At 39.5% G+C, this 21,065-nt stretch carries 22 protein-coding genes; 9 read left to right on the top strand and 13 right to left on the bottom strand.

Annotated elements, in window-relative coordinates; all coding sequences use genetic code 11:
- Nucleotides 1-33: 33 nt before the first annotated feature.
- The 3 genes from ACFO0S_RS02205 to ACFO0S_RS02195 are packed head-to-tail and all read right to left on the bottom strand — an operon-like array spanning nt 34 to nt 1,873.
- The gene (locus ACFO0S_RS02205) at nt 34-429 is read right to left on the bottom strand and encodes a VOC family protein (protein ID WP_378139708.1); all 396 of its coding nucleotides are present in this window, start codon (nt 427-429) and stop codon (nt 34-36) included.
- Between the two features lie 53 nt (nt 430-482).
- On the bottom strand, nt 483-1,286 hold the full coding sequence (locus ACFO0S_RS02200; RefSeq protein ID WP_378139706.1) for an SAM-dependent methyltransferase: 804 nt from the start codon (nt 1,284-1,286) through the stop codon (nt 483-485).
- 29 nt (nt 1,287-1,315) lie between these two features.
- Nucleotides 1,316-1,873: a DNA-3-methyladenine glycosylase I gene (locus ACFO0S_RS02195; RefSeq protein WP_378139704.1), complete on the bottom strand. Its 558-nt coding sequence runs from the start codon at nt 1,871-1,873 to the stop codon at nt 1,316-1,318.
- 124 nt (nt 1,874-1,997) lie between these two features.
- Here ACFO0S_RS02195 and ACFO0S_RS02190 point away from each other — a divergent pair, with 124 nt between their 5' ends.
- The 3 genes from ACFO0S_RS02190 (at nt 1,998) to ACFO0S_RS02180 (ending at nt 4,264) form a co-directional block, all read left to right on the top strand.
- Nucleotides 1,998-3,224 (top strand): AAA family ATPase, encoded by a 1,227-nt coding sequence (locus tag ACFO0S_RS02190; RefSeq protein WP_378139702.1) that lies wholly within the window; start codon nt 1,998-2,000, stop codon nt 3,222-3,224.
- Nucleotides 3,217-3,831 (top strand): RloB family protein, encoded by a 615-nt coding sequence (locus ACFO0S_RS02185; RefSeq protein WP_378139700.1) that lies wholly within the window; start codon nt 3,217-3,219, stop codon nt 3,829-3,831. The genes ACFO0S_RS02190 and ACFO0S_RS02185 overlap by 8 nt, the downstream gene beginning before the upstream one ends.
- Nucleotides 3,832-4,072: 241 nt before the next feature.
- Nucleotides 4,073-4,264: a hypothetical protein gene (locus tag ACFO0S_RS02180; RefSeq protein ID WP_378139698.1), complete on the top strand. Its 192-nt coding sequence runs from the start codon at nt 4,073-4,075 to the stop codon at nt 4,262-4,264.
- 71 nt (nt 4,265-4,335) lie between these two features.
- Here ACFO0S_RS02180 and ACFO0S_RS02175 read toward each other — a convergent pair whose 3' ends face one another.
- From ACFO0S_RS02175 to ACFO0S_RS02165, 3 genes are all read right to left on the bottom strand, one after another.
- Nucleotides 4,336-4,569, bottom strand: a complete 234-nt coding sequence (locus tag ACFO0S_RS02175; protein ID WP_378139696.1) for a hypothetical protein — start codon at nt 4,567-4,569, stop codon at nt 4,336-4,338.
- A 52-nt stretch (nt 4,570-4,621) separates the two neighbouring features.
- Entirely contained in the window at nt 4,622-7,054 is a 2,433-nt protein-coding gene (lexA, locus tag ACFO0S_RS02170; protein ID WP_378139694.1) for a transcriptional repressor LexA, read from the bottom strand.
- A 107-nt stretch (nt 7,055-7,161) separates the two neighbouring features.
- Entirely contained in the window at nt 7,162-7,590 is a 429-nt protein-coding gene (locus tag ACFO0S_RS02165) for a very short patch repair endonuclease (protein ID WP_378139692.1), read from the bottom strand.
- Between the two features lie 161 nt (nt 7,591-7,751).
- Here ACFO0S_RS02165 and dcm point away from each other — a divergent pair, with 161 nt between their 5' ends.
- The 3 genes from dcm (at nt 7,752) to ACFO0S_RS02150 (ending at nt 12,262) form a co-directional block, all read left to right on the top strand.
- Nucleotides 7,752-9,005, top strand: a complete 1,254-nt coding sequence (gene dcm, locus ACFO0S_RS02160) for a DNA (cytosine-5-)-methyltransferase (protein ID WP_378139690.1) — start codon at nt 7,752-7,754, stop codon at nt 9,003-9,005.
- Between the two features lie 64 nt (nt 9,006-9,069).
- Nucleotides 9,070-10,449, top strand: a complete 1,380-nt coding sequence (locus tag ACFO0S_RS02155) for a Sau3AI family type II restriction endonuclease (protein ID WP_378139688.1) — start codon at nt 9,070-9,072, stop codon at nt 10,447-10,449.
- Between the two features lie 703 nt (nt 10,450-11,152).
- Nucleotides 11,153-12,262 carry an NAD(P)-dependent alcohol dehydrogenase gene (locus tag ACFO0S_RS02150; protein ID WP_378139686.1) on the top strand — a complete coding sequence of 370 codons (1,110 nt, stop codon included), beginning with the start codon at nt 11,153-11,155 and terminating at the stop codon, nt 12,260-12,262.
- Between the two features lie 557 nt (nt 12,263-12,819).
- Here ACFO0S_RS02150 and ACFO0S_RS02145 read toward each other — a convergent pair.
- From ACFO0S_RS02145 to ACFO0S_RS02115, 7 genes are all read right to left on the bottom strand, one after another.
- Entirely contained in the window at nt 12,820-13,455 is a 636-nt protein-coding gene (locus ACFO0S_RS02145) for a hypothetical protein (RefSeq protein ID WP_378139684.1), read from the bottom strand.
- Complete coding sequence (locus ACFO0S_RS02140; RefSeq protein WP_378139682.1) at nt 13,448-13,954, bottom strand: sigma-70 family RNA polymerase sigma factor; 507 nt, start codon at nt 13,952-13,954, stop codon at nt 13,448-13,450. The genes ACFO0S_RS02145 and ACFO0S_RS02140 overlap by 8 nt, the downstream gene beginning before the upstream one ends.
- 164 nt (nt 13,955-14,118) lie before the next feature.
- The gene (locus ACFO0S_RS02135; protein ID WP_378139680.1) at nt 14,119-14,439 is read right to left on the bottom strand and encodes an N-acetylmuramoyl-L-alanine amidase; all 321 of its coding nucleotides are present in this window, start codon (nt 14,437-14,439) and stop codon (nt 14,119-14,121) included.
- Between the two features lie 184 nt (nt 14,440-14,623).
- Nucleotides 14,624-15,076, bottom strand: a complete 453-nt coding sequence (locus ACFO0S_RS02130) for an SRPBCC family protein (protein WP_378139678.1) — start codon at nt 15,074-15,076, stop codon at nt 14,624-14,626.
- Nucleotides 15,077-15,173: 97 nt separating this feature from the next.
- Entirely contained in the window at nt 15,174-16,184 is a 1,011-nt protein-coding gene (locus ACFO0S_RS02125; protein WP_378139676.1) for an LCP family protein, read from the bottom strand.
- On the bottom strand, nt 16,174-16,701 hold the full coding sequence (locus ACFO0S_RS02120) for a sigma-70 family RNA polymerase sigma factor (protein ID WP_378139674.1): 528 nt from the start codon (nt 16,699-16,701) through the stop codon (nt 16,174-16,176). The genes ACFO0S_RS02125 and ACFO0S_RS02120 overlap by 11 nt, the downstream gene beginning before the upstream one ends.
- 160 nt (nt 16,702-16,861) lie before the next feature.
- Nucleotides 16,862-17,002 carry a metallopeptidase TldD-related protein gene (locus tag ACFO0S_RS02115; protein ID WP_378140393.1) on the bottom strand — a complete coding sequence of 47 codons (141 nt, stop codon included), beginning with the start codon at nt 17,000-17,002 and terminating at the stop codon, nt 16,862-16,864.
- A gap of 291 nt (nt 17,003-17,293) precedes the next feature.
- On the opposite strand from ACFO0S_RS02115, the gene ACFO0S_RS02110 reads away from it, so the two are divergent.
- Genes ACFO0S_RS02110 through ACFO0S_RS02100 form a run of 3 tightly spaced genes read left to right on the top strand, consistent with a single transcriptional unit; the run spans nt 17,294 to nt 21,061 of the window.
- Nucleotides 17,294-18,022: an FCD domain-containing protein gene (locus ACFO0S_RS02110; protein WP_378139672.1), complete on the top strand. Its 729-nt coding sequence runs from the start codon at nt 17,294-17,296 to the stop codon at nt 18,020-18,022.
- Between the two features lie 25 nt (nt 18,023-18,047).
- A complete protein-coding gene (locus tag ACFO0S_RS02105; protein WP_378139670.1) occupies nt 18,048-19,589 on the top strand; it encodes a Na+/H+ antiporter NhaC family protein in 1,542 nt (513 codons plus the stop codon).
- A gap of 41 nt (nt 19,590-19,630) precedes the next feature.
- Nucleotides 19,631-21,061, top strand: a complete 1,431-nt coding sequence (locus ACFO0S_RS02100) for an amidohydrolase family protein (protein WP_378139668.1) — start codon at nt 19,631-19,633, stop codon at nt 21,059-21,061.
- Nucleotides 21,062-21,065 lie beyond the last annotated feature (4 nt).

Raw genomic sequence — 21,065 nt, 5'->3', positions numbered from 1 at the left:
ATAAAGCGATCATCACAACAAAATACAGGAAAGTTAAGGAGCTACCAATTCAACCTTTAATCTATCTGGATCTTCAAAGAAAACAGCATAATAGTTGTCGCCGCCGGCAAAGGGATGTTTATCGGTATACAGGAGTTTAACTCCTTTCTCCCTCAATTTCACGGTCATCTCATCTATTTGTTGTCGGGAACTTGCGTGGAATGCTAAATGATTGAGGCCGACTCGACATCTATGATAGGGGATGTCCAGAAACCGTTCTTCTGCTTGGACGAAGACAATGTAGGTCTCGGCTAGCTTCCAACTCTGTCCACTCTCCCAAGATTGAAAAGGCTCATACCCCAGTTCCTCTAATAACCAACCCCAGAACTCCGTTGACCGTATAAGATCGGACACATACAGTTCAATATGATGAAGCAATCCTTTTGACATGAGAAGACCGCCTTTCTTCACTCGATATGTAGACAAATTTGTTTTGAAACTTCTTATGTTCCTATTATTACAAAGGTATCTAACGATTCTTTTCCTGACCCTTTCATCACTTGATAGAGAGATGTAGCAAGTGTATGTAATTGGGTTGACGACGTTGGAAACTCACTATAAACGTCTGTGGCGTACTCGATCTCCCACTGACCGTCTTGAAGATAGGCTGAAAAAACCACTCTATCTTTTCGAATCGCAAATCCTGAATTCTTGAGCATCTGTTTAATCGTCTCTCGGCTAAACAAGTGTTGAATATTGCTGTCGTTCCTGGCAATCGCTGAATTAAGAGCGAGTAACATCACCGCACTAAAGTGACCGCGCTGGGAAGTCTGTGTGTAATTAAGGTCCCATTCTGCAAAAAGAAGTTTAGATGTGATCGTTCGAATCTTTTCAAAGTAGCGGGTTAGGGCTTCCGGTGAGTGAAAATACCAACTGGAATGAGCAAATACGACACAGTCGTAATGTTCCGCCACATCAAAAGTAAGAAGGTCTGTTTCCAGATGGAAGTCGATTCGTTCCCCTAACTCGGTTTGCATAATTTGCTGATGGGACTGATTAAGAGTTAGTGGAGAACCATAGTCTCCGCTTGCTATATCAATCGCCGTTACATGACCACTTTCTCCTACCCGGTCTGCTAGAACGACGGTCATGTCCCCTTGTCCACACCCAATCTCTAAAATCCGCATGCCTTCTTCGACTTCAAATGCTTGCGCTAATCGAAAACGATGCTCCAACTGCACTTGTTGTATGGCATCGTCCTTAAAAAGCTGATACGTCTCGCAAAATTCGTTTACTTGTGATTTCATGATTTCACTTCTCCCATTAGTATCTTTCATCATTTACTCTTCTCTGAACACCCGACCACGTGATCATCAATCATTCCGACAGCCTGCATATACGTATAGAGAATGACCGGACCGACAAATGTAAAACCACGCTTCTTTAAGTCTTTACTCATCTGACGAGACAGGTCATTTTCCGTCAAGACGTCGCTTTCTTTTTTAGGCATATGGATGATCGGAGCGTGATCGACATACGACCAGAGAAAATCAGAGAACGAGCCAAACTCTTCTTGAATTCTCTTGATAGCTTGTGCATTCGTGCGGACGGATTTAATTTTTGCTTTGTTACGGACAATCTCGAAACTCGTCCGGATGTGTTCCAGATCCTCATCCGACAGATTCGCACAGATATCGATGTTAAAGTTTCGGAAAGCTTCCCGGTAACCTTCACGTTTTTTCAGTATGGTAATCCAGGATAGTCCCGCCTGCGCCCCTTCTAAGGAAAGCATCTCAAATAGATATCGGTCGTCGCCCTTTGACGGCTTTCCCCATTCTTTTTCATGGTAGTCCTGCATCAACTCACTTGTTCCTGGCCATGTGCACTTAGGCATTGCGTTCTCCCCTTTTATAAAATCACGAAATATGTTATTAGGTGTCATAATATGAGATTTTTTCTCATATTCATATCTTTTATTGAAAATATATTCTATACTTCTAGAAAAGGGAGTGAAATTCATGTTAATTCAGTTTAACTTTAAAAACTATAAAGCCTTTAGTGAAGAAACGTCTCTCAATATGATTTCAAGCTCCATTAAAGAACATATGACAAACGTTATTACGCCTCCTCAAAAATTTGCTGACTCGCTGTTAAAAGTGGTAGCCATTTATGGAGCCAATGCCAGTGGCAAAAGTAGCGTGATAGAAGCCTTTGAATTTATGAAGGAAGCTGTCAGCAAATCGTTTATGCTTTCATCCGTTAATAAGAATCTTCATCTCAAACAATTTGCGTTTCAAGACCAGAAAACCAATTCGTTATTTGAAGTATATATCAGAACAAAATCGGGTGAATATCAATATGGGTTTGAAATGAATTCAAAGTCAGACATTATGAGTGAGTGGTTGTTTAAACGAGATATGCGTTATAAAGAAAAATATGTACCCGTATTCGAACGTAACGGGACTGAGATCTCTCATTCTAAAATTAAAGAACTTAAAATCATTCAAGATAAAATAAAAGATTCCTCACTCGTCTTATCCGTTTTAGCAGGTTTAACTATAAAAGAAATTCAGGATGTCTATGAATGGTTTACGGAGACACCTATTATCGATTTTGGAAACCCTAGCTATGAAAGTATTCATTCCACCTATATCGACGAAAAAATTGAAGACTCTCTATTTCAAATGGAGATTGTAAAATTTTTAAACGCGATTAGCGTACCTATCTTAAAAATCAACGTGGAGAAAAACACCCGAGACAATCAAGAGTATTATAGAATATCTTCTGTTTACGATACACCACGAGGACCGATGGAAATTCCGTTTAAGGATGAATCCAGTGGAACTCAAAAGGTATTTTCTATGTTCTTTGAATTACAAGAAGTGTTCTTAAAAGGTGGCGTTATTTGTATAGACGAACTTGACGCAAAATTACACCCTTTACTACTTCGTTATATTATTGATTTATTCCATGATCCAGATACAAACCCAAAGAACGCGCAGCTTATCTATACGACGCACGACAATTACACGTTAACAAATGATGTGTTCCGACGGGATCAAATCTGGTTCGTAGAAAAAAAGAGCGACTTGTCCTCTGAGCTTTATAGTTTAGTTGAATACAAACTAGAAGAAGATCGTTCTGTAAGAAATGACGCCTCTTACCATAAAGATTACCTCTTAGGGAAGTACGGTGGCGTTCCCATTTTAAAAGGCTTCAACATGTGGGGAACAGACCATGACTAGAAGACAGAAAAAAGGAAGAAAGGAAAATACGCGTTCTGTTCGATTTCCTAGAATTCTTATCATTACTGAAGGTGAAAAGACAGAGGTCGCATACTTTCAATCCATAAAACGACTGATGGACCAAAAATACCATGAACAACTCATCGTCGAAAAAGTAGATTTAGAGATTGAGGGAGCTGGTCAATCCACCTCTAAACTCATTCCTATTGCAGAAAAGTTAAGACTTAAAAATGAATACCTAGAAGTATGGCTCGTTTTTGATAAAGATCGCTTTACTGACTTTGATGTTGCCATTAGAAATGCAGAATCAAAGAACATGAAGGTCGCTTGGAGCAATATCAGTTTTGAGCTATGGTTTTTACTACACTTTGAAGAAGTAACTGCACCATTATCCAACCAGATTCTAACCCAAAAGTTAAAAAATCATGTGGCGGATTATTCAAAATCTCAGTCTTTAACCTATATGAATTTAGAACAGTATGTGGATCTTGCTATCACTCGCGCTATTCGAGCGAATGAGCGCTTTGAATCTCATATAATATTTAGTGAAAGAAACCCTTCTACTAGAGTCGTAGAGCTCGTTTCGATGTTGAAACGATATCTTTGATTGATTCTCCACTAACACTACCTATAAATTGTTCTTTCCTAGTAACGCAAAGAAAATGGGAGGCGATAAGATGTCACACTCACCGGTTCGTAAAAAAGAGTCAAAATCGTTATGGGTCAACCTCATGGACATTCTTCTAGCGTTACCTCGAGCCATCGCGCAATTGATTCGGATGATTTTTGATTAACCCTTGGAAACTTTTTCCCTTGTCAGGCGTTACGATTATAAAGGAGTGAGTTACATGGGGGGTTGGTATTTTCTTGCGATGGCTATTGGCATCGGTTTATTTCTATACGGCATTTTTCATTCATCTCACCGGACACCATTCCGTAAAATCAGCTTGCTGATGGTGGGCACGGTGATGATTGGTTTGTCTCTCTACATGTTCATGCCCGGAAGTGCGGATACGATGGCAGAGATCTTCGGCCTATAAAAACTGACCATGGAAGTACCCATGGTCAGTTTTTAGTTTTCATACGGTTCCGAAATTTATACATATCGATATCACGCGACTCCCCTTCTCCGAAGCACCCGCTCCGAGACAAAGCCCGCAACAATACCTATGATGATGGGAATAATGGATCCGCCATATTCTATTATAAAGCCGTCCCTGTCCGGAATCACGAGTTCATAATCCCAGCGCAGGAAGCTGATTTCAAAGAGATTTCCGATGGTATAAAGGCCCACAATGGTAATTAAAGTTACAGCGAGTGGGATGAAAAGTAATTTGAGTTTCATGTGCACGACCTCCCTTATCCATGCTTACGCTTTTCAAAGGGAAAAGTTCCCACTACTTCTTCAGCACACCAATCACTTTCCCGTTGATACGGACATCTTCGCTTCGCATTAGAATCGGCTCGTAGTCCGTGTTTTCCGCCATGAGCAGTACATCGTTACCCATCGGCATGTATTTCTTCATCGTCGCCTCATCATCAATCACGGCAATGATAATCTCGTTCGGTTGCGCGGACGTCTGCCGGTGGACGATGACCGTGTCTCCTTTATCGATGCCTGCGCCCGTCATACTGTCACCTGTCACAGTCAGTGCAAACGTATCTTTCGCTGTAAACACCCAGTCTTTTGGCACGATGATTTTCGCTTCGTACGCTTCTGTCGCAAGCGTCGGCAGTCCCGCCGCCACATTACCGATCAGCGGAACTGTTGCTTTCTCGTGGACTTGCAAATACACTTCCGTATCTTCTTCACGGACCTCGATGACTTCTTCGTTATCGAGGGCTGTCGCGTACGCGTAATTTCGTCCATTCTTTAAATTCAAGTAGCGTTTCGTGTTCTTTGTCTCCGGCAAGAACTGCGGGCGGCATCTTGGAATGTCTTGAACCTCTTCTCCATTCCGGTCGATGATTTTGACCTCAAGCCCGTCAGTCACCAGACCGAACCGCACGGAAGTGTTCGCCTCTAAATAACTCTTTAATTGCTTCAACCCGTCTTCAATACCTGCCCCAAATTGCTTCACTTCAATAAACAATAGTGGCGTCGCTTGTTCTCCGGAATAGATGGTCGCCGCCACATCGCAATACCCACGTTGTGAGAATTTTTGGACAGGGTATTCAAGCTCAAGCAATTCGTACGGATACCCGTATGTCTCATGAAGCTCCCGCAACACCCACTGGCGAACGACCTCTTCCCTTGAATGAAGGTCCGTAAGTTGATCTGTAAATTGGTAGTGGCTCATGCTGATTGATTCAAATGGGCGGAGTGCACAGTCCTTTTTCATCCGCAGATGCTTACGCTGAATCTCTTTAATAAATTTCGATGGCTTCTTCACCGACGACATATAAAGGAGTTCATTGGCACGCGTCATCCCAACATACAACAGTTTACGCTCATCTGAATCCACCGTCTTCTGATCTTCTAGGTCCGTATAACGGTCATTCGGAATCACCCCTTGATTTAAGTCGACTAGGAAGATGACTTTGAACTCAAGCCCTTTGATCGAGTGCATGGTGACGAGCTTGACCTTGCCCGACTCAAAGTTCGGCTCAGTCCCCTGGAGCACCTCAGTCGGAATCCCTTCTGCCTCGAGTCCAACGGCTAAACTTTCAAGTAATCGATTGCTCCGCGCGACTAAACAAATTTCGCGGAAATCATAATCGTTTTGTAACGTACGGATCTCGTCCACTAAAAAGGCCTGTTGTTTCATAGGCGTCGTAAAGAACCGGTATATCGGCGGATGGCCATGACGATCGATGAGTGCAGGTTTTACAAAGTCCACATTCGACCGAATCGTCTCATCGGCTTCTATCAGATCAAACGCAGCGGTCGAAATTTCCGTCGTCGTCCGGTAGTTTTTGCTGAGTGCCCGTGACTTCCCGCTCATGTCGTAACCGATAGTCGTATACGGTCTGCCTTTTCCTAGCCACGAATGGGAATAGATGCTTTGCGTATTGTCCGCGACAAAAAGGAGCGAGGAATACGGCTTCTCTTTATAGAGTGCTTTTAAAAACTCGAGTTGCACACGCGTCAGATCTTGACTTTCATCGATGATGACATGCGTGTAGCGTTTGGCATTCACTTCTTGGACCTGACGAAGTGCAAGCAAGTTCATCCGCTTGAACGTTACAAACCCCTGCTTCTCCATCTTGTCCGTGAACACGCGCAACAATTCAAAGATAGCTTCTCTCAGCTCCGAGTTCTTCAAAAGTTTCTGAGGCGTCGAACTATCTCCGGAAGCACGTCCTATCCGGTCCATATTTTGATACGACTCGATGTCTTCAATCAGACATGATTCCATCCACAACACTTCATCCAGTAGAAACGCACTATTTTTAGGCGATAACAATTTTACGTTGGGATACGACTTCTTTACTTCATGAATAGCTTCGATCAACACTTGGCGCTCCATCGGTGTATTCGAAATCTCAAGCTTTACACCTTTTCGACGTGAGTAGGCTCTGAACGCTTTGAACATCAAGGCATCAATTGTTGAAATCTCGACATTTGCGTTAGAAGCAAAGAACTGCTGGAAGTCCTCTTCTTCAGCATCGGCCAGTCGTTCATATTGAAACTTAATATAGTTTAAGAGTGTCTTGTTGTACGTCACGAGTAATATCTGGTCATCGGCTTCATGGCAATAATTCGTCTTCAAAAAATTAATGCGTCGAATCGCTACCGTCGTCTTTCCAGACCCCGCAACACCCTTCACCAGCATCTGTCCTGACGGTTCTAGTTCCACAATTCTTCGTTGTTCTACATTCAATTTCATCTTGTCATCCCCGTTCATTCCTGGCGTTTCCTTAATTTTATGAATATTTACAGAGAATGGCAAGGGAATGTAGTAAAACCCTACATTTATTAATATATCTAAGCTAATTACGCTCCTTTTTGTTGTTTAACATAGTACTCAATTGTTTTAATGACACCATCTAAATCACTTTTAACTTCATGCTCCCAAAACCTCAACAGTACCCACCCTTCTTCAATATAGTGTCGGTTATATTCTTCGTCCCGTTCCCTGTTTCTTTTAATTTTCTGGCTCCAAAACTTTGAGTTAGTCTTTGGCTCTTTATAATGAATAGGACATCCATGCCAGTAACAAGAATCCAAGAAGACGACTATCTTCTTTTTTGGAAAAGAGATGTCGGGCGTCCCTAAAAGCTGTCGATTGTTTTTACGAAATCGGTATCCGTCTGCCCAAAGTCTTTTACGAACGATTAATTCGATGGATGTATCTTTTCCGCTATTCCCTTGCATGGTCTTTCGTGCAGCTTCACTTGATGCTTTCGGAACATTCTTCGCCATCTCTTTTCACCTCCGTACGTCACTCATCTTTCTTACTAAAATTCCCTTGTGACAGATTTAGAAACATGACAAATTTATATGATAAAATAGTACGTTTCGATCTTGATCTTTTTGATGATTTCCTGTATAATGAAAGAAAACTACGAAAGGGTGTTCCCATTTTGCAAAAGAATCAATTGAATGTGATTGAGCTATTTGCGGGTGTCGGCGGTTTTCGACTTGGTTTAGAACAGGCAAACAAAGAATTGTTTAAAACTGTTTGGGCCAATCAGTGGGAACCATCCCGTAAAGAACAGCATGCCTTTAACTGTTACAAGCAACACTTCCAAGAAGGAATTTCTTCTAATGAAGATATCACGACTGTTTCAAATGAAACTTTTATAGATTTAGCGCCAGATTTGTTGGTTGGAGGCTTCCCGTGTCAAGATTATTCAGTTGCCCGCTCATTGAGTGGTGAAGCTGGGTTACAAGGCAAAAAAGGGGTCCTTTTTTGGGAGATTGCACGAATCCTGGATCAGACCCAACCAAAATATGTCCTACTTGAGAACGTAGACCGACTATTGAAGTCGCCATCTAAACAACGTGGTAGAGACTTTGCGGTCATGTTGGCAACATTTAGAGATTTAGACTATTCCGTAGAGTGGCGAGTAATCAACGCAGCAGAATATGGCTTTGCGCAGCGCAGAAGACGCGTTTTTATTTTTGCTTATAAGAACGGTATTGCCTTTGATGACAGCCAGCGTCGGCATTCTCAGCAGGAACTCGTCTATAGAGAGGGTTACTTTGCAAAGACCTTCCCTGTAAGAGATGAGCCTTACAAAGAGCGGGTCAGCTCTACAAGACTGCCAGATGACATAGTTGATATTTCGGACCAATTCTCATATAACTTCCAAACGGCAGGTATTATGCAGGACGGTGAATTAACTACGATTCATACTCAGCCAGTCGAGATGGCACCTGTAACTCTGGGGGATATCCTCCAAGATGAAGTGACAGTTCCAGAGGAATTCTATCTGACTGAAACTCAAGCAGAAAAGTTTGCCTATCTACGTGGGCCAAAAAGAATCGAACGTACCTCCGCAGATGGTCATAGCTACACATTCTCAGAAGGTGGCATGTCCCCTACTGACGAGTTGAACAAACCCGGCCGCACAATGTTGACTAGCGAAGGCACGACAAATCGTAGTACCCACATTGTTGAAGTAAATGCTCGAAAGCGTTTCTTAACTCCACTTGAGTGCGAGCGTCTCAATGGATTTGATGACAACTGGACTGAGGGCATGCCCAACCGTATGCGCTATTTCTGTATGGGGAATGCTTTAGTGGTCGGGCTCATTAAAAAGATGGGTGAACGCATCGAAGAAATTGAAAATACTACTGCAAAAAAAGAAGTTCAAATGAACCTATCCATCTGAAGCTGGCAACCGCCAGCTTCTTTTTATGGTAAATTATAGGTAAGAAAAGGTACGGGGTGATTTTGTGGAATTCACAACTGAAGAAGAATTAGTAGAATATGCAGTTAAAGCTGAGGGTAAACGGTTTGCCGATATCGACTTGATGGGGCGATTAGATAAAGTTACTAAAGGAAATCTTGGTCAAATCATCGAGGAAAGTTATTTCGGGTATGAGATTAACTCAAGACCAGAGGCAGACTTTAAAGACTTAAATATTGAATTAAAAGTTACTGGGGTTAAGAAGAACAAGAATAAGACTTTATCAGCTAAAGAGCGCCTGGTGCTCAATATCATTAACTACAACGATGAGGTAAAGAAAGACTTTGATACTTCGAGTTTTTGGTCGAAGAATCAAAAATTGCTCCTCTTCTTCTACTTGTGGGACAAAGAAAAGACTCAACGGGAATGGAGTATCCTGAAAACCCACCTCCACTCATACTCTGATGAGGATTTAGAAGTCATCAAACAAGATTGGGAGTTCATCGTCAACAAAATTCGAGCGGGAAAAGCTCACGAACTTTCAGAAGGTGACACGAACTATCTAGGTGCTGCTTCTAAGGGGACGAACAGTAACTCCGTCCGTTCGCAGCCTTTCTCGGACATCCCTGCTATGCAACGAGCATTCAGTCTAAAGAACAGCTACATGACTGCACTCACTCGAAAACTTCTTTCCGAAAAAGATTTGGTGAGAATTACTTCGCCACAGGAATTGAAAAAGAAAACTTTAGAGCAAATCATCAATGAACGATTTGCTCCATTCGTCGGGAAATCGCTGACACAGCTCTCTAAAGAAAAGAACATTCGAATCAACATCAAGACGAAAGCATTTTTACCGGACTTCATTAGTTCTCTTCTAGGCATTAAAGGAACGTCACTCAACGATATTGAAGAGTTTTCGAAAGCCAACATCCAATTTAAAACAGTGCGATTAGAACCAAGAGGATTGCCAAAGGAACACATGTCCTTCAAGAATGTTGATTTTCATGATTGGCTGAAAGAGCCGTTCGAAGACTCTTGGCTATTTGACTACTTCTCAGAGACGAAGCTGCTTTTTGTCGTATTCCAATATAAAGAGACCGAAAAGGAAAATCCCAATCGTGAACTCTATTTTAAAGGGGTAAAGTTGTGGAATATGCCTTATCAGGATTTACAGGATCTGCGTGAGTTTTATGATCATGTAAAAGGTATCCTTCAAGCAGGTGTTAAACTTACACCAACAAGCAGAGGCACTTCTACTAATTTACCCGGTGCAGGAACAAACGGAAAATATCATTTACGTACGAAAGGTCGAGATGGAAAAGATAAACTTCCTCTTCCTGTTACAGGAGAGATGTTGACAAAGCATTGTTTTTGGTTTGATAAGGAGTATGTGGTGAGAATTATTAATGACAGCACATTAAGTTGAGTAGGAACATAATGTCCGGGAGTGAAAATTTAATGATAACCTCACGAAGTTTTCACCTAACCGGACTCGGGCCTATTATAAATAATCTCACTTATCCCACAGTTGGCAGATTACACGCAATATTATCTTGAAACATGCAGCACTTCGAAAAGCATAGCTTGCTGGGGACAGGCATTGCCATAATTCTCGCGCAGATTTGTATCATTATTTGACGCACGAATAAAAAAGAAGGTTCGTTGTGATCACACACTCACAGCGAACCTTCTTTTTTAGTTCATAACCAACTCTTCAAGTTCTCCAAAAAAAAATGGTTTGAATTCTTCTTTATCAAGCATTGTCTGTAAATAGTAGCCTTTGTTAAAAATTTCATCATCACTATTGTTCCAAGTTTAATAATCTCCCATCCATGACTTTAATATAAGCGTTTAAGGTAATAGGTGTGCTGTTATTTGCGGTCATTCGAAATTCCCCTTATTTCACGTCAGGTTTTTGGTTTTTGGAAAAGTTTATACGCTTTAATTTGAATGTTCTACTTTCCCATTCTTCCTTAGCATTTCCCTTGTTTAAAAACCTATTCGGATAAAGAAGACGTGGATATTTTTAATTGAAGTTAAAAAATCAAATTAAAAACTACACAGTTTAAAAAAACACTGAGAAGGCGATAACTTAATACGTAGTTCAATAATAATAAAGGAGTATTTAAATGAAAATTAATGCTATGGTGACAACTCCCGATAAAGACTTTCAAAAACAAACGTTAAATTTAGCTGAACCAAAAGCGGGCGAAGTGTTAGTGCGACTTGTTGCTTCCGGTGTATGTCATACAGACGCAACGGTTCTTGATAAAACCATTCCAGTGCCATACCCAGCTGTGTTAGGTCATGAAGGCTCTGGTATTGTCGAAAAAGTCGGGGAAAATATTTCAACTGTTAAACCAGGTGATCATGTAGTATTGGGCTTTGCTTACTGTGGTACTTGTGACAATTGTTTAGAAGGTAATGCAGGCGGATGCGAAAACATGATCCCACTTAACTTCGGTGGTAAAAACCAATCCGGTGTTACACCTCTTACAACAGAAGAAAATCAAGATGTATCACTTTTCTTTGGCCAGTCTTCCTTTGCTACGTACACAACGGTTGCAGAAAGTAACATTGTTAAAGTAGATAAAGATGTTGATTTGCGCTATTTAGGACCATTCGGCTGCGGTCTTATGACTGGCAGTGGCACAGTATTTAATTCGATTAATCCTGAACCGGGTAACAGCTTTGTTGTTTTCGGGACAGGTGCTGTAGGATTAAGTGGTATGTTAGCCGCAAAAATTGCCGGCTGTCATCCAATTATCGCGGTAGATATTCATGATAGCCGTTTATCGCTTGCAAAAGAGCTAGGTGCTACACATATCATCAATTCAAAAAATGAAGATCCAGTAGAAAAAATAAAGGAAATAACAGGGAAAGGTGCTCACTATTCATTCGAGACAACAGGTGTTCCCGAAGTGACATTAGCCGCACTACGCTGCTTACGTGTGAAAGGTACTTGTGCCACAGTAGCTGTGGGTAAACGTGATTTAACGTTGAACGTATTTAACGACGTTGTAGCGAACGCCTTAACATTACGTGGCGTTATTGAAGGCGATGCAGTACCGCAATTAATCATTCCAAAACTTGTATCATTCTATAAAAACGGTCAATTCCCAATCGAAAAATTAGTGAAATTTTATGAATTAGAAGACATAGATCAAGCATTCACTGATTCCTCGAACGGATCTGCAATCAAACCAATCCTAATTATCGATAAAGAATACAAAGCATAAAACAGGCTGCGGGAATAGCTAAACTGTAACCTATAGAATAGACACTTTTAAAATGCCTATCGGATGAACGAGTCCGAAATACAAAATACGTAGATTGGAGGGTAGCCCATAGACCGGCTACCTTTTTTGTCGTTATTTTTTGTTTTTGTCCTCAGGATCGTACAGATTCCCCATGTGTTCTCTTAAAGGCGCTTTTGTATATCGCCATATTTATGTGGATTCGCGATTAATGCTTATATCACATACATGTTTGTATCTATTTTGAAGTGAGTATTTCTCTTAAATCTTGAGCAACAGCATCATTTAGAGTACCATATCTACTTTCATTTCTACCAACAAATTTACATTTGCTGCAATGAATCTGAAAAAACTACCCACATGGACTTGGCAAGGTCCGCTGATGGCATGATGATAAGAGACATATGCACCAAGGGTGCAGTTAGAATACGTGATTTTTTACTAAATATCTGCAAAAAAAGAGGATTCGAAATTAATTAGATTTCAAACCCTTTTATCTACATTCTGAAGTCACGCAAAATTGTGTGACTTTGCTAAGGTTAATTAGTTAAAAAAGATTTTAGTAAATAGGTACCATTTTCTGCTTCAACAAACTCAAACTCGAAAGAGGCATTGTAAACTCCTAAAATAATGTATACTGAATCTCCTTCAAATCTGTAACCTCTGTACTCAAAGTTGTTGTAATCAAAATTTTCAATTAATTGCTGCTCATATGTTGAATCACTAAAGGTAAAGGTAAAAGAATTATTTTCTCTATTAAGTTTAACTGAAGGTTCAATGACAGATGCCAAGTATTCATAATCTTTATTTATCATTGCGCTAATTATTCTAAATGACGTGTTTAATGGTTCTCGTAGTCTCTCGTGGTCTATTTCATCCAAACTAGTACTAATGGAACCTTCGTTTTCTTGTGTTGGAACTTCCATTTCTACTTCATTTGGTGGACTAACCACTTGTTTTTCTAATGTATTTGAAATCAAATAAAAGACAGTTCCTCCTACGATGACTAAAACTAAAACCATGAGTGGCGCAAGTTTACTGAACATATATACTGCTTCCCGTTTTTGTTTTTTTGTTCTACTTTCAGTTAATATACGACCTTTTAATTGTTCGTTAAATAGTTTTTCATCCCCAATATAATCAGCAATACTTTCCTTAAATTTATTTTCATCCATTTCTATCACCTACCTTATCGCTCATTTTTTCTTTTAGTTTAGCCTTTGCCCTTCGTAATCGTGTTTTCACAGTGTTTGTAGATATTGCTAAGATATTGGCTATTTGATTGATACTGTATTCCTTGTAATAGTGAAAAACTATAACTTCTCTGTATTTCAAAGGTAGTGAAAGTATTTCCTCTCCTAATACGTTGTGAACAGTTTCACTTAACATTTCTGTTTCAACAGAGTTCTCTTGCCTTTTATAGTTAAAGTTTTTATCTGAAAAAATTAAATTTCTAAAGGACCAACTTCTGAAATGATCATGGCATCGGTTAACTGTCATACGGTACAAGTAAGTTTGATAGCTGGATTCACCTCTAAAATCATCTATTTTTTCATAAGCACGAATGAATACGTCCTGTACTATATCTTCTGCTACCTGACGATTCTTGACATACGTAAAAGCTAACCGCATTAATGCCTCACCATAGTTGTCCACCATTTTTTCAAAGTCCAATTTGAGCTTTTCCTCTGAATTAAACATTTATCACCCACACCACCTTTTCTTGCTTATATTTTAGACGGAGCCATTAACAATTTAGGTTCAAATTATTTATAAACGTTTATAGTTTTAACAAAAAACGGTTAAGGACAAAATATCATCCCTAACCGTTTGGTATATTAATTAATTGGAGGTAGTGTTGCTGCGAAGTTATCTATACCTGTTGCTATCGCTTCAGCAGCATACTGTCGATAAGTTGAAGATTTAAGCTTTGGTATATCAGTTGCATTATCAATAAACAAAAATTCTGGTAATACAGCCCAAGCATTATTATTTTCTGGATCTTCAACATAAATATTTCCGTTGGTTCGTTGACTTGGTGCTTTTCTAACACCTTTTGTTGTTGGGTGACGTAAAGTGGCATTTAGGCGTGAAGCCATCGACTGATTCCTATACTGTGTGGTACTGAGTAAACGTGCATGAGCTTCTCCCGTACTCATTTGACTTTGAAAAATCCGGTCCCGTCATTTTCAACTTCGAGACAGCACTTCATATGGTTGCAAAGTTAGAACCTGGCGCCACCAAGAGAAGAGATTTGCTTCTACTAGCTGTTGAGAAAGTAAAAGAATTTCAGTTGCAGAACGCTTAGGGACAAGGTGCTATCGTTGAAAACCGAATGTTCAATCACTTTTTCTCAGCTATTCTTTTTAATTCTCTTGCTCGCTGCGCAATGAAATTCTGCAAATAGCTTTCTAAAAATAATCGATCCGCCATTACACCCACTATGCCAAAAGGTGATGTATAGGTGAACGTGTCTTTCATGATTGTTCCGGCGCCGCTTTCTATAAACTCATGTGTATGTGTAAAGGAGTGGAAGGCTCCCTTTACCATCACATCTGTAAATCGATAGGGCTTTTCCATCTCTATGATCTGAGCAGTTAATTTTTGTCTTACTCCGAGATGGGTCGCTTCCCAAGTAACTGTATCGCCATTTTCCATCAGTCCCGTTGTGACACCATCAATCGCTCTTTCCTTTGTTTTCCTCGTTGTTTCTGTGTGTACATCTACGTTTCTCGCAAGATCAAAACAAATGTGGATAGGTGCATTGATAAAAATATCGTGTTTAATTATAGGCATACTCATTTACCTTCATTTCCAACTTTCCCTTCCATACAGATTTCCGGAACTTCCATTCATCTTTTCTTAAATCGCCGATTCGATCTAACTAAAAATTCTACTCGAATGTTGTTAATTCTTTTGATACTTCATGTAAAAACTCTTTATCAAATTCTATATAGAAAGTTTCATCAATCATCGTATTTTTCATTCCATCACTTAAGGATAACGTGTGGATAGAGACCTGTTCCATTTCACTCCTGTCCAATTGGTCAATTGGAATATTACCTTCCATTTTTGCAGTAACTTGTTTCAATTGAGTATCTGTTAATACGTTAATTGTTTGATCTATGACTGCATGAATGAGGTTTAATTGATCTTCCTCCCTCAAGCTTTTACCCTCTGTAGCATCCATCAATAACGCTATAACTTCTTCTCCGTTTAAATTTTGGTTGCCCTTTTTTAAATCGAACGCCACTTGCGATATAGCTCTTACTGTTACATCCTCTTTCAAGTCATAATCAATTCCATCCACCGAATCGACTGCCGCTGAAAAGGTTTCTAAATCCATGACAGCATAGTAATCAATCGGCAAATCGAATAGGTTAGAAACTGCAACTTTTACACTTTCAGCTCCTTCTATACCATTCAGGTATGCATGGGATAGTTTTTTATAGGAATCTGTGTCGCTGTGATTTGGAATTTCCGTATACGTATCACGCATAATGGACAAAATGTTCATTTTCTTTTTCTTTTGATTGTACGTAAATAAAAGATTGAGAGGAATTCTATTCTCTTCATCTTTTATAGAAAACAGGGCCGTAAAATACTCCTCTTCCTCTTTTTGTTGAGACATTTCTGCTACCGAGGCGGTTCCGTTAGTTTCGGTATTCATACTTTGGAGGATTGCTGGTAAGAATAAAAACAGGCTCAGGCCAACCATAAGCAATGAAATTGTTAGTGGAGCAAATTTTTTGGAAATAGAAAGCAATGAAATAGCCTTCGTTTGTACCTTCTTGTTCTCCAATTGGCGGATTTTCCGAAACACTTCTTCACGGTCTTTCTTCATAAATGTCAATTCCTCAGTGGCAGCATCAGTGAATATGTACTTTGTTTTGTCATCTTTCATTTAATTCAGCCTCCTCCAACATAACCTCTAATCGCTGTTTCGCTCTTCTTAATCTGGTTTTAACGGTATTCACCGAAATCATTAAAACTTCGGCGATTTCTTCTGTTTTTAAAGAATCATAATAGTAGAGATAAACAACTTCTCGATATTTTTTGGGAAGAGAAAATACCGTCTCTTTCAATTGCTTATTATCGTATTGATGCATCATGGATTTTTCTGCTGACGGTAATATGGAGCTTGTCGTTTCGCTTATAAAGCTTTTAACTTGTACCATTTTATAATTCCAGCTTTTTAAATAATCTTTGCATTCGTTAATCGCAATTCGGTAAAGCCATGTCTTCATCTGTGCATCATGACGGAACGTATCAAGGTGTTTATAACATTTGATAAACGTATTTTGAACCATGTCCTTAGCTAATTCAGCATCATTCACATATGAAAATGTCAGCCGTACTAACTCATCTCCGTATTCAATCATTACTTTTTCCAATACGAAATCTTTCTCTTCTCTGTCCATTCTGCTGCCCTCTCTTTCAACCTTCTTCCTATTCTGCTATTAGACGAGTACCGTTTCATTCCAGGTTCAATTTTATAAAAATAATCGAGCATACAAGTGGTATATCATTAAATGCGAATTCAAAACTTCAATATAGCAAGCCTACTTACTCCGCTATAAATCATATAATCTTAACAACATTGGCGAACGAAGTATAAGACGATTTATGTGCTTGTCCAGTTGTTTCGACACCTTCTAATTTTGCCGTTTTTCGGTTTTGGAGAAGTGTTTCAAGAATTCCTCTTGAAACGATAGCATGTATTTGGGTGTAACATCTTTTTCTTTATGCTTGTTTTTCAGCTATATCAAATTTCCAAACCAGGAAGAGGTGATTTTTTGGAGGTGCTATACAGAGCAGATTTTAGATATGAGGCTTTAAAAATTGCGATGTAGAAGAAGTATTTAGGAATCTTTTTTTAAGAATGGAACTAATATATAATCTACACCACAGAAAACATAAAATATCAATTCTGAAAATATCTATTGTTTTGACTACTTGAATAAATTATAATTTCAATAGCTACTCATCGTTGAGGAGGAGGTGCGAAGAATAATGATGAGTAAAGAACTGTTTTCTAGTGAATCTGATTTTCATTATTTTATTGCTCTACAGTGTCTTTCTGATTCAGAAAAGCCAATTGGATCATGGATTATGAAAGAAAAGATGGAGAAACTAGGTGATTCGATTAGTCTGGCTTCTGTTGGTAGATTGTTAAAAGAGTTAGATGGGCTTGGGTGGACAGAGTTAGTATCCTCACAAGGAAGAATTCTTACAATACACGGACAACGGCAACTCGAAGTCATGCAAAATGATTTTGAAAGATTAAAGATTGAAGCTGAAATGAAAAAAGCGACTGATTCCGAGAATGCGCAAGACATAATTGATTTACTGAATGTTCGTATACTCATCGAATCAGAGGTCATTAAATCAGTCATTGAAAATGCGTCTGTTGAAGAAATCGGTCGGTTAGAAGATTCGGTAAAGCAACATAAAGAGTGTGTGAGGATAGGGGGAGATTCTGAATTACTCCCAATCAACTTTCACCAAGTATTATGTACACTTTCACGTAATCGCTTTCTTAACTCTGTATTAAAACTTTTATTACATGAAGAATTAAGACTCGAAGAGAAGTTTCCTACAATTGCTACTAAGTTAAGGGATGCACATCATATTGTAGAACACGAACTAATTTTAGAGGCAGTAAAAGCGAGAGATGTAGAAAGAGCAGTTTTCCTTACGAAAGATCATATTCAAAGGCTAATTCAAAGCATTACCAATTAAATAGATTCATAAGGGGGAAGAGAAAATGGAGTATGGAATATTGTCGTTATTACCACCGGTTCTTGCAATTGTCATAGCTATCGTTACTAGACAGACAGTCTTATCTTTATTCATAGGCGTTTGGTTGGGTTCTACAATTATTAGTAGCTGGAATCCGTTTGTTGGTTTTACATATTCAATTACGGATGTTGTGATTCCATCAATTGCAGATCCATGGAATGCAGGATTACTCTTGCTTGTTACGTTGGCAGGAGGATTTGTTAATATTCTTCGTGTTACGGGTGGTGCGCGTGCGTTTGCCGAAGTGGCTACGAAAAAGGTGAATACACGTAAGAAAGCGCAAAACTTCATATGGGGAAGCTCTTTTCTGTTTTCATATACAGAGCCAGTTCTAATCTTGGGTACTGTTACTCGTCCTATCGCAGATAAGTTAAAAGTATCTCGTGTAAAATTGGCTTATATTTTGGATTCCATGGGAAGTCCACTTGCAGCTATGTCACCAATAAGTAGTTATGGACCTTTTATTACTGGACTTATTGCTACACAACTGGCTGCGCTTGGTCTAAGTGATAATCCATGGTCATTGTTTATCCAAATGATTCCCTATAATTTATATGGTCTGTTCGCGATGATTGGTGTGCTATTTGTAGTGAATATGAATTTAGATATCGGTCCGATGTATAAAGCAGAAATGCGGGCAGTGGAAACTGGGGAGCTCTATGGGAAAGACGATAGGCTAATGATAGATGAGTCTATTGAAGAAGAGATGATGGTGTCCAACACAAAAGCAGATATTTTTAGCTTTTTGATTCCTATGGGTTTATTAATGGGGACTATTTTTACCGTTATTTTTTGGACAGGTAATCTTGGGGAGAATGGATTTCGGGATGCTTTTTTAAACTCTAATATTGTGTTGTCCATCATTTGTGGATTCATAGCAGGTGCAGTTGGCGGAATTGTCTATGCAAAATTGAAATATAAAACATCCTTAATTTATCTCTTCGATGAATTAACGAATGGTATTTTGAAGCTGATGATAGTGCCACTTATCTTAGTCATGGCATGGTCGATTGGTTCTATTGCATCTACTATGGGCTTAGGTACGTATATTACGGAATTTGTTGGAAACTACTTGCCGGTATTCATGGTTCCATTCATTATTTTCATCATCGGTGCATTGATTGCATTTGCGACGGGAAGTTCTTGGGGTGTGTTCGCAATTATGATTCCAATAGCTGTTCCAATGGCTGCTTCTATGGATATCAACTTAGCTTTAGCGATTGGAGCTGTAATTAGTGGTGGGTTGTTTGGAGATCATTGTTCACCTATTTCCGATACAACCATCATGTCTTCTACAGGTGCGGCTGCTGATCATATTGAACATGTGCGCACACAATTGCCATACGCTTTAGTTATTGCAACCGCGTCCGCAATTGGATTTCTTTCCTCAGGGCTTACGCAAAATGGATTTGTTGGAATAAGTGTAACAGCAATCGTTCTAGTAGTAGCGTTGTACTTATTGAATCGTAGAATAAAAGGAAGAAATTCAAGTGTACTTTTGGAGTAGCAAGTGGTCTCTTACTATAGGTAGGAAGGAAATGATTATGTATGTTGAAGGTTGATATAATTATTCATAATGGGCATCTTCTGACAATGGAAGGAAAAGGTGTTGGGTTTATTGAAAATGGAGCAATAGCTATAAAAGGAAATGTAATAGAAGCAGTTGGCGAATCGACCGAAATCTTATCTAATTATAAAGCGGAACGGATGATTGATGCGACCCACAAATTAATCATGCCAGGATTAATAGATGCTCATATTCATACGGGCATCAGTATTTTCCGCGGTGTGGCGCAAGACATGTCAAACTGGATGCAAAAAGGTTTATGGCCGTTCCAGAAACATTTACGTCCGGAAGAAAGTGTTGCTGGATCCATGGTCAACATTATAGAAGGCTTGAAGGCTGGAACGACCACCTTCTGCGATTACGATGGGCGTATGGATTTACTTGTACACAATTATAAAAAGATTGGGGCGCGGGCAAGGCTTGCCGAACTAATAAACGAGATACCAGATAATATTGGAGATTTGCCAGTAGGAGAGTTATATCCGTTCGATTCTTCTATTGGCCAAGCAAAGCTTCAACGAAATCTAGATTTATATGAGGAACATCATAATACCGAAAATGGACGTATTACAGTTATCCTTGGTCCCCACGGTCCGGATATGATGAGCTTGGAGCTATTAAAAGAAATTCAAGTGCATGCAGAAAGATTAGATACAAAATTGCATATGCACGTTGCGCAAGGCGACCGTGAAGTACTACAAATCGAAAAACGGTATGGTATGCGAACGATTGAATTTCTAGAAGAACAAGGCCTATTAAACGAACGGCTTATCGCTGTACATTTAACAGAGGCAACGGATAAAGAAACGGAAGTTGTTGCAAAAAGTGGAGCGAAGTTAATATACTGTGCAGGCAGTATAGGTATTATAGATGGTATGGTTCCACCCGTTCAGAAGTTTTTGGACGCAGGGGGAACAGCTTGTCTTGGGTCTGACCAAGCTCCAGGGAACAACTGTAATAATATGATCAATGAGATGAAAATGGCAGCCATTTTAAACAAAGTGAAATATAAAGACCCAAAAGTATTTAATGCCACACAGTCACTTCGAATGGCAACAATCGAAGCGGCTAAAGTGATGGGAATTGACGACCAAGTTGGGTCGTTAAAAGCAGGAAAAAAAGCGGATGTAGTCTTACTAGATTTGTCCGCACCTACATTTTTCCCAGTTTTAACAACACCTATCCGGAATATTGTTCCAAACCTCGTGTATTCAGCACGAGGTGACGAAGTCGAAACGGTTATCATTGATGGAAACATCGTGATGGAAAACCGAGTGATTTTAACGGTAAATGAGAAAGAAGAAATCCGAAAAGCACAAGCAGCGGCAGAACAGATTTCACTTCGTGCTAAAGATGATATATTAAGTGCTGACAGTGATATTTTGCAAATGGTGCGTGATGAGTTGTTGTAGGATA

The organism is Chryseomicrobium palamuruense (genome assembly GCF_042649045.1).
Classification (GTDB): domain Bacteria; phylum Bacillota; class Bacilli; order Bacillales_A; family Planococcaceae; genus Chryseomicrobium; species Chryseomicrobium palamuruense.
Note: the sequence above shows the minus strand (reverse complement) of the source record. Positions and strands in the feature narration are given on the sequence as shown.

Coding starts and splice junctions, on each gene's coding strand:
- ACFO0S_RS02100 (WP_378139668.1), top strand. CDS start 19,631: ATGTTGAAGGTTGATATAATTATTCATAATGGGCATCTTCTGACAATG.
- ACFO0S_RS02190 (WP_378139702.1), top strand. CDS start 1,998: ATGTTAATTCAGTTTAACTTTAAAAACTATAAAGCCTTTAGTGAAGAA.
- ACFO0S_RS02205 (WP_378139708.1), bottom strand. CDS start 429: ATGTCAAAAGGATTGCTTCATCATATTGAACTGTATGTGTCCGATCTT.
- ACFO0S_RS02180 (WP_378139698.1), top strand. CDS start 4,073: ATGGGGGGTTGGTATTTTCTTGCGATGGCTATTGGCATCGGTTTATTT.
- ACFO0S_RS02150 (WP_378139686.1), top strand. CDS start 11,153: ATGAAAATTAATGCTATGGTGACAACTCCCGATAAAGACTTTCAAAAA.
- ACFO0S_RS02130 (WP_378139678.1), bottom strand. CDS start 15,076: ATGCCTATAATTAAACACGATATTTTTATCAATGCACCTATCCACATT.
- ACFO0S_RS02200 (WP_378139706.1), bottom strand. CDS start 1,286: ATGAAATCACAAGTAAACGAATTTTGCGAGACGTATCAGCTTTTTAAG.
- ACFO0S_RS02145 (WP_378139684.1), bottom strand. CDS start 13,455: ATGGATGAAAATAAATTTAAGGAAAGTATTGCTGATTATATTGGGGAT.
- ACFO0S_RS02125 (WP_378139676.1), bottom strand. CDS start 16,184: ATGAAAGATGACAAAACAAAGTACATATTCACTGATGCTGCCACTGAG.
- ACFO0S_RS02110 (WP_378139672.1), top strand. CDS start 17,294: ATGATGAGTAAAGAACTGTTTTCTAGTGAATCTGATTTTCATTATTTT.
- ACFO0S_RS02175 (WP_378139696.1), bottom strand. CDS start 4,569: ATGAAACTCAAATTACTTTTCATCCCACTCGCTGTAACTTTAATTACC.
- ACFO0S_RS02135 (WP_378139680.1), bottom strand. CDS start 14,439: ATGAGTACGGGAGAAGCTCATGCACGTTTACTCAGTACCACACAGTAT.
- lexA (WP_378139694.1), bottom strand. CDS start 7,054: ATGAAATTGAATGTAGAACAACGAAGAATTGTGGAACTAGAACCGTCA.
- ACFO0S_RS02165 (WP_378139692.1), bottom strand. CDS start 7,590: ATGGCGAAGAATGTTCCGAAAGCATCAAGTGAAGCTGCACGAAAGACC.
- ACFO0S_RS02105 (WP_378139670.1), top strand. CDS start 18,048: ATGGAGTATGGAATATTGTCGTTATTACCACCGGTTCTTGCAATTGTC.
- ACFO0S_RS02185 (WP_378139700.1), top strand. CDS start 3,217: ATGACTAGAAGACAGAAAAAAGGAAGAAAGGAAAATACGCGTTCTGTT.
- ACFO0S_RS02120 (WP_378139674.1), bottom strand. CDS start 16,701: ATGGACAGAGAAGAGAAAGATTTCGTATTGGAAAAAGTAATGATTGAA.
- ACFO0S_RS02195 (WP_378139704.1), bottom strand. CDS start 1,873: ATGCCTAAGTGCACATGGCCAGGAACAAGTGAGTTGATGCAGGACTAC.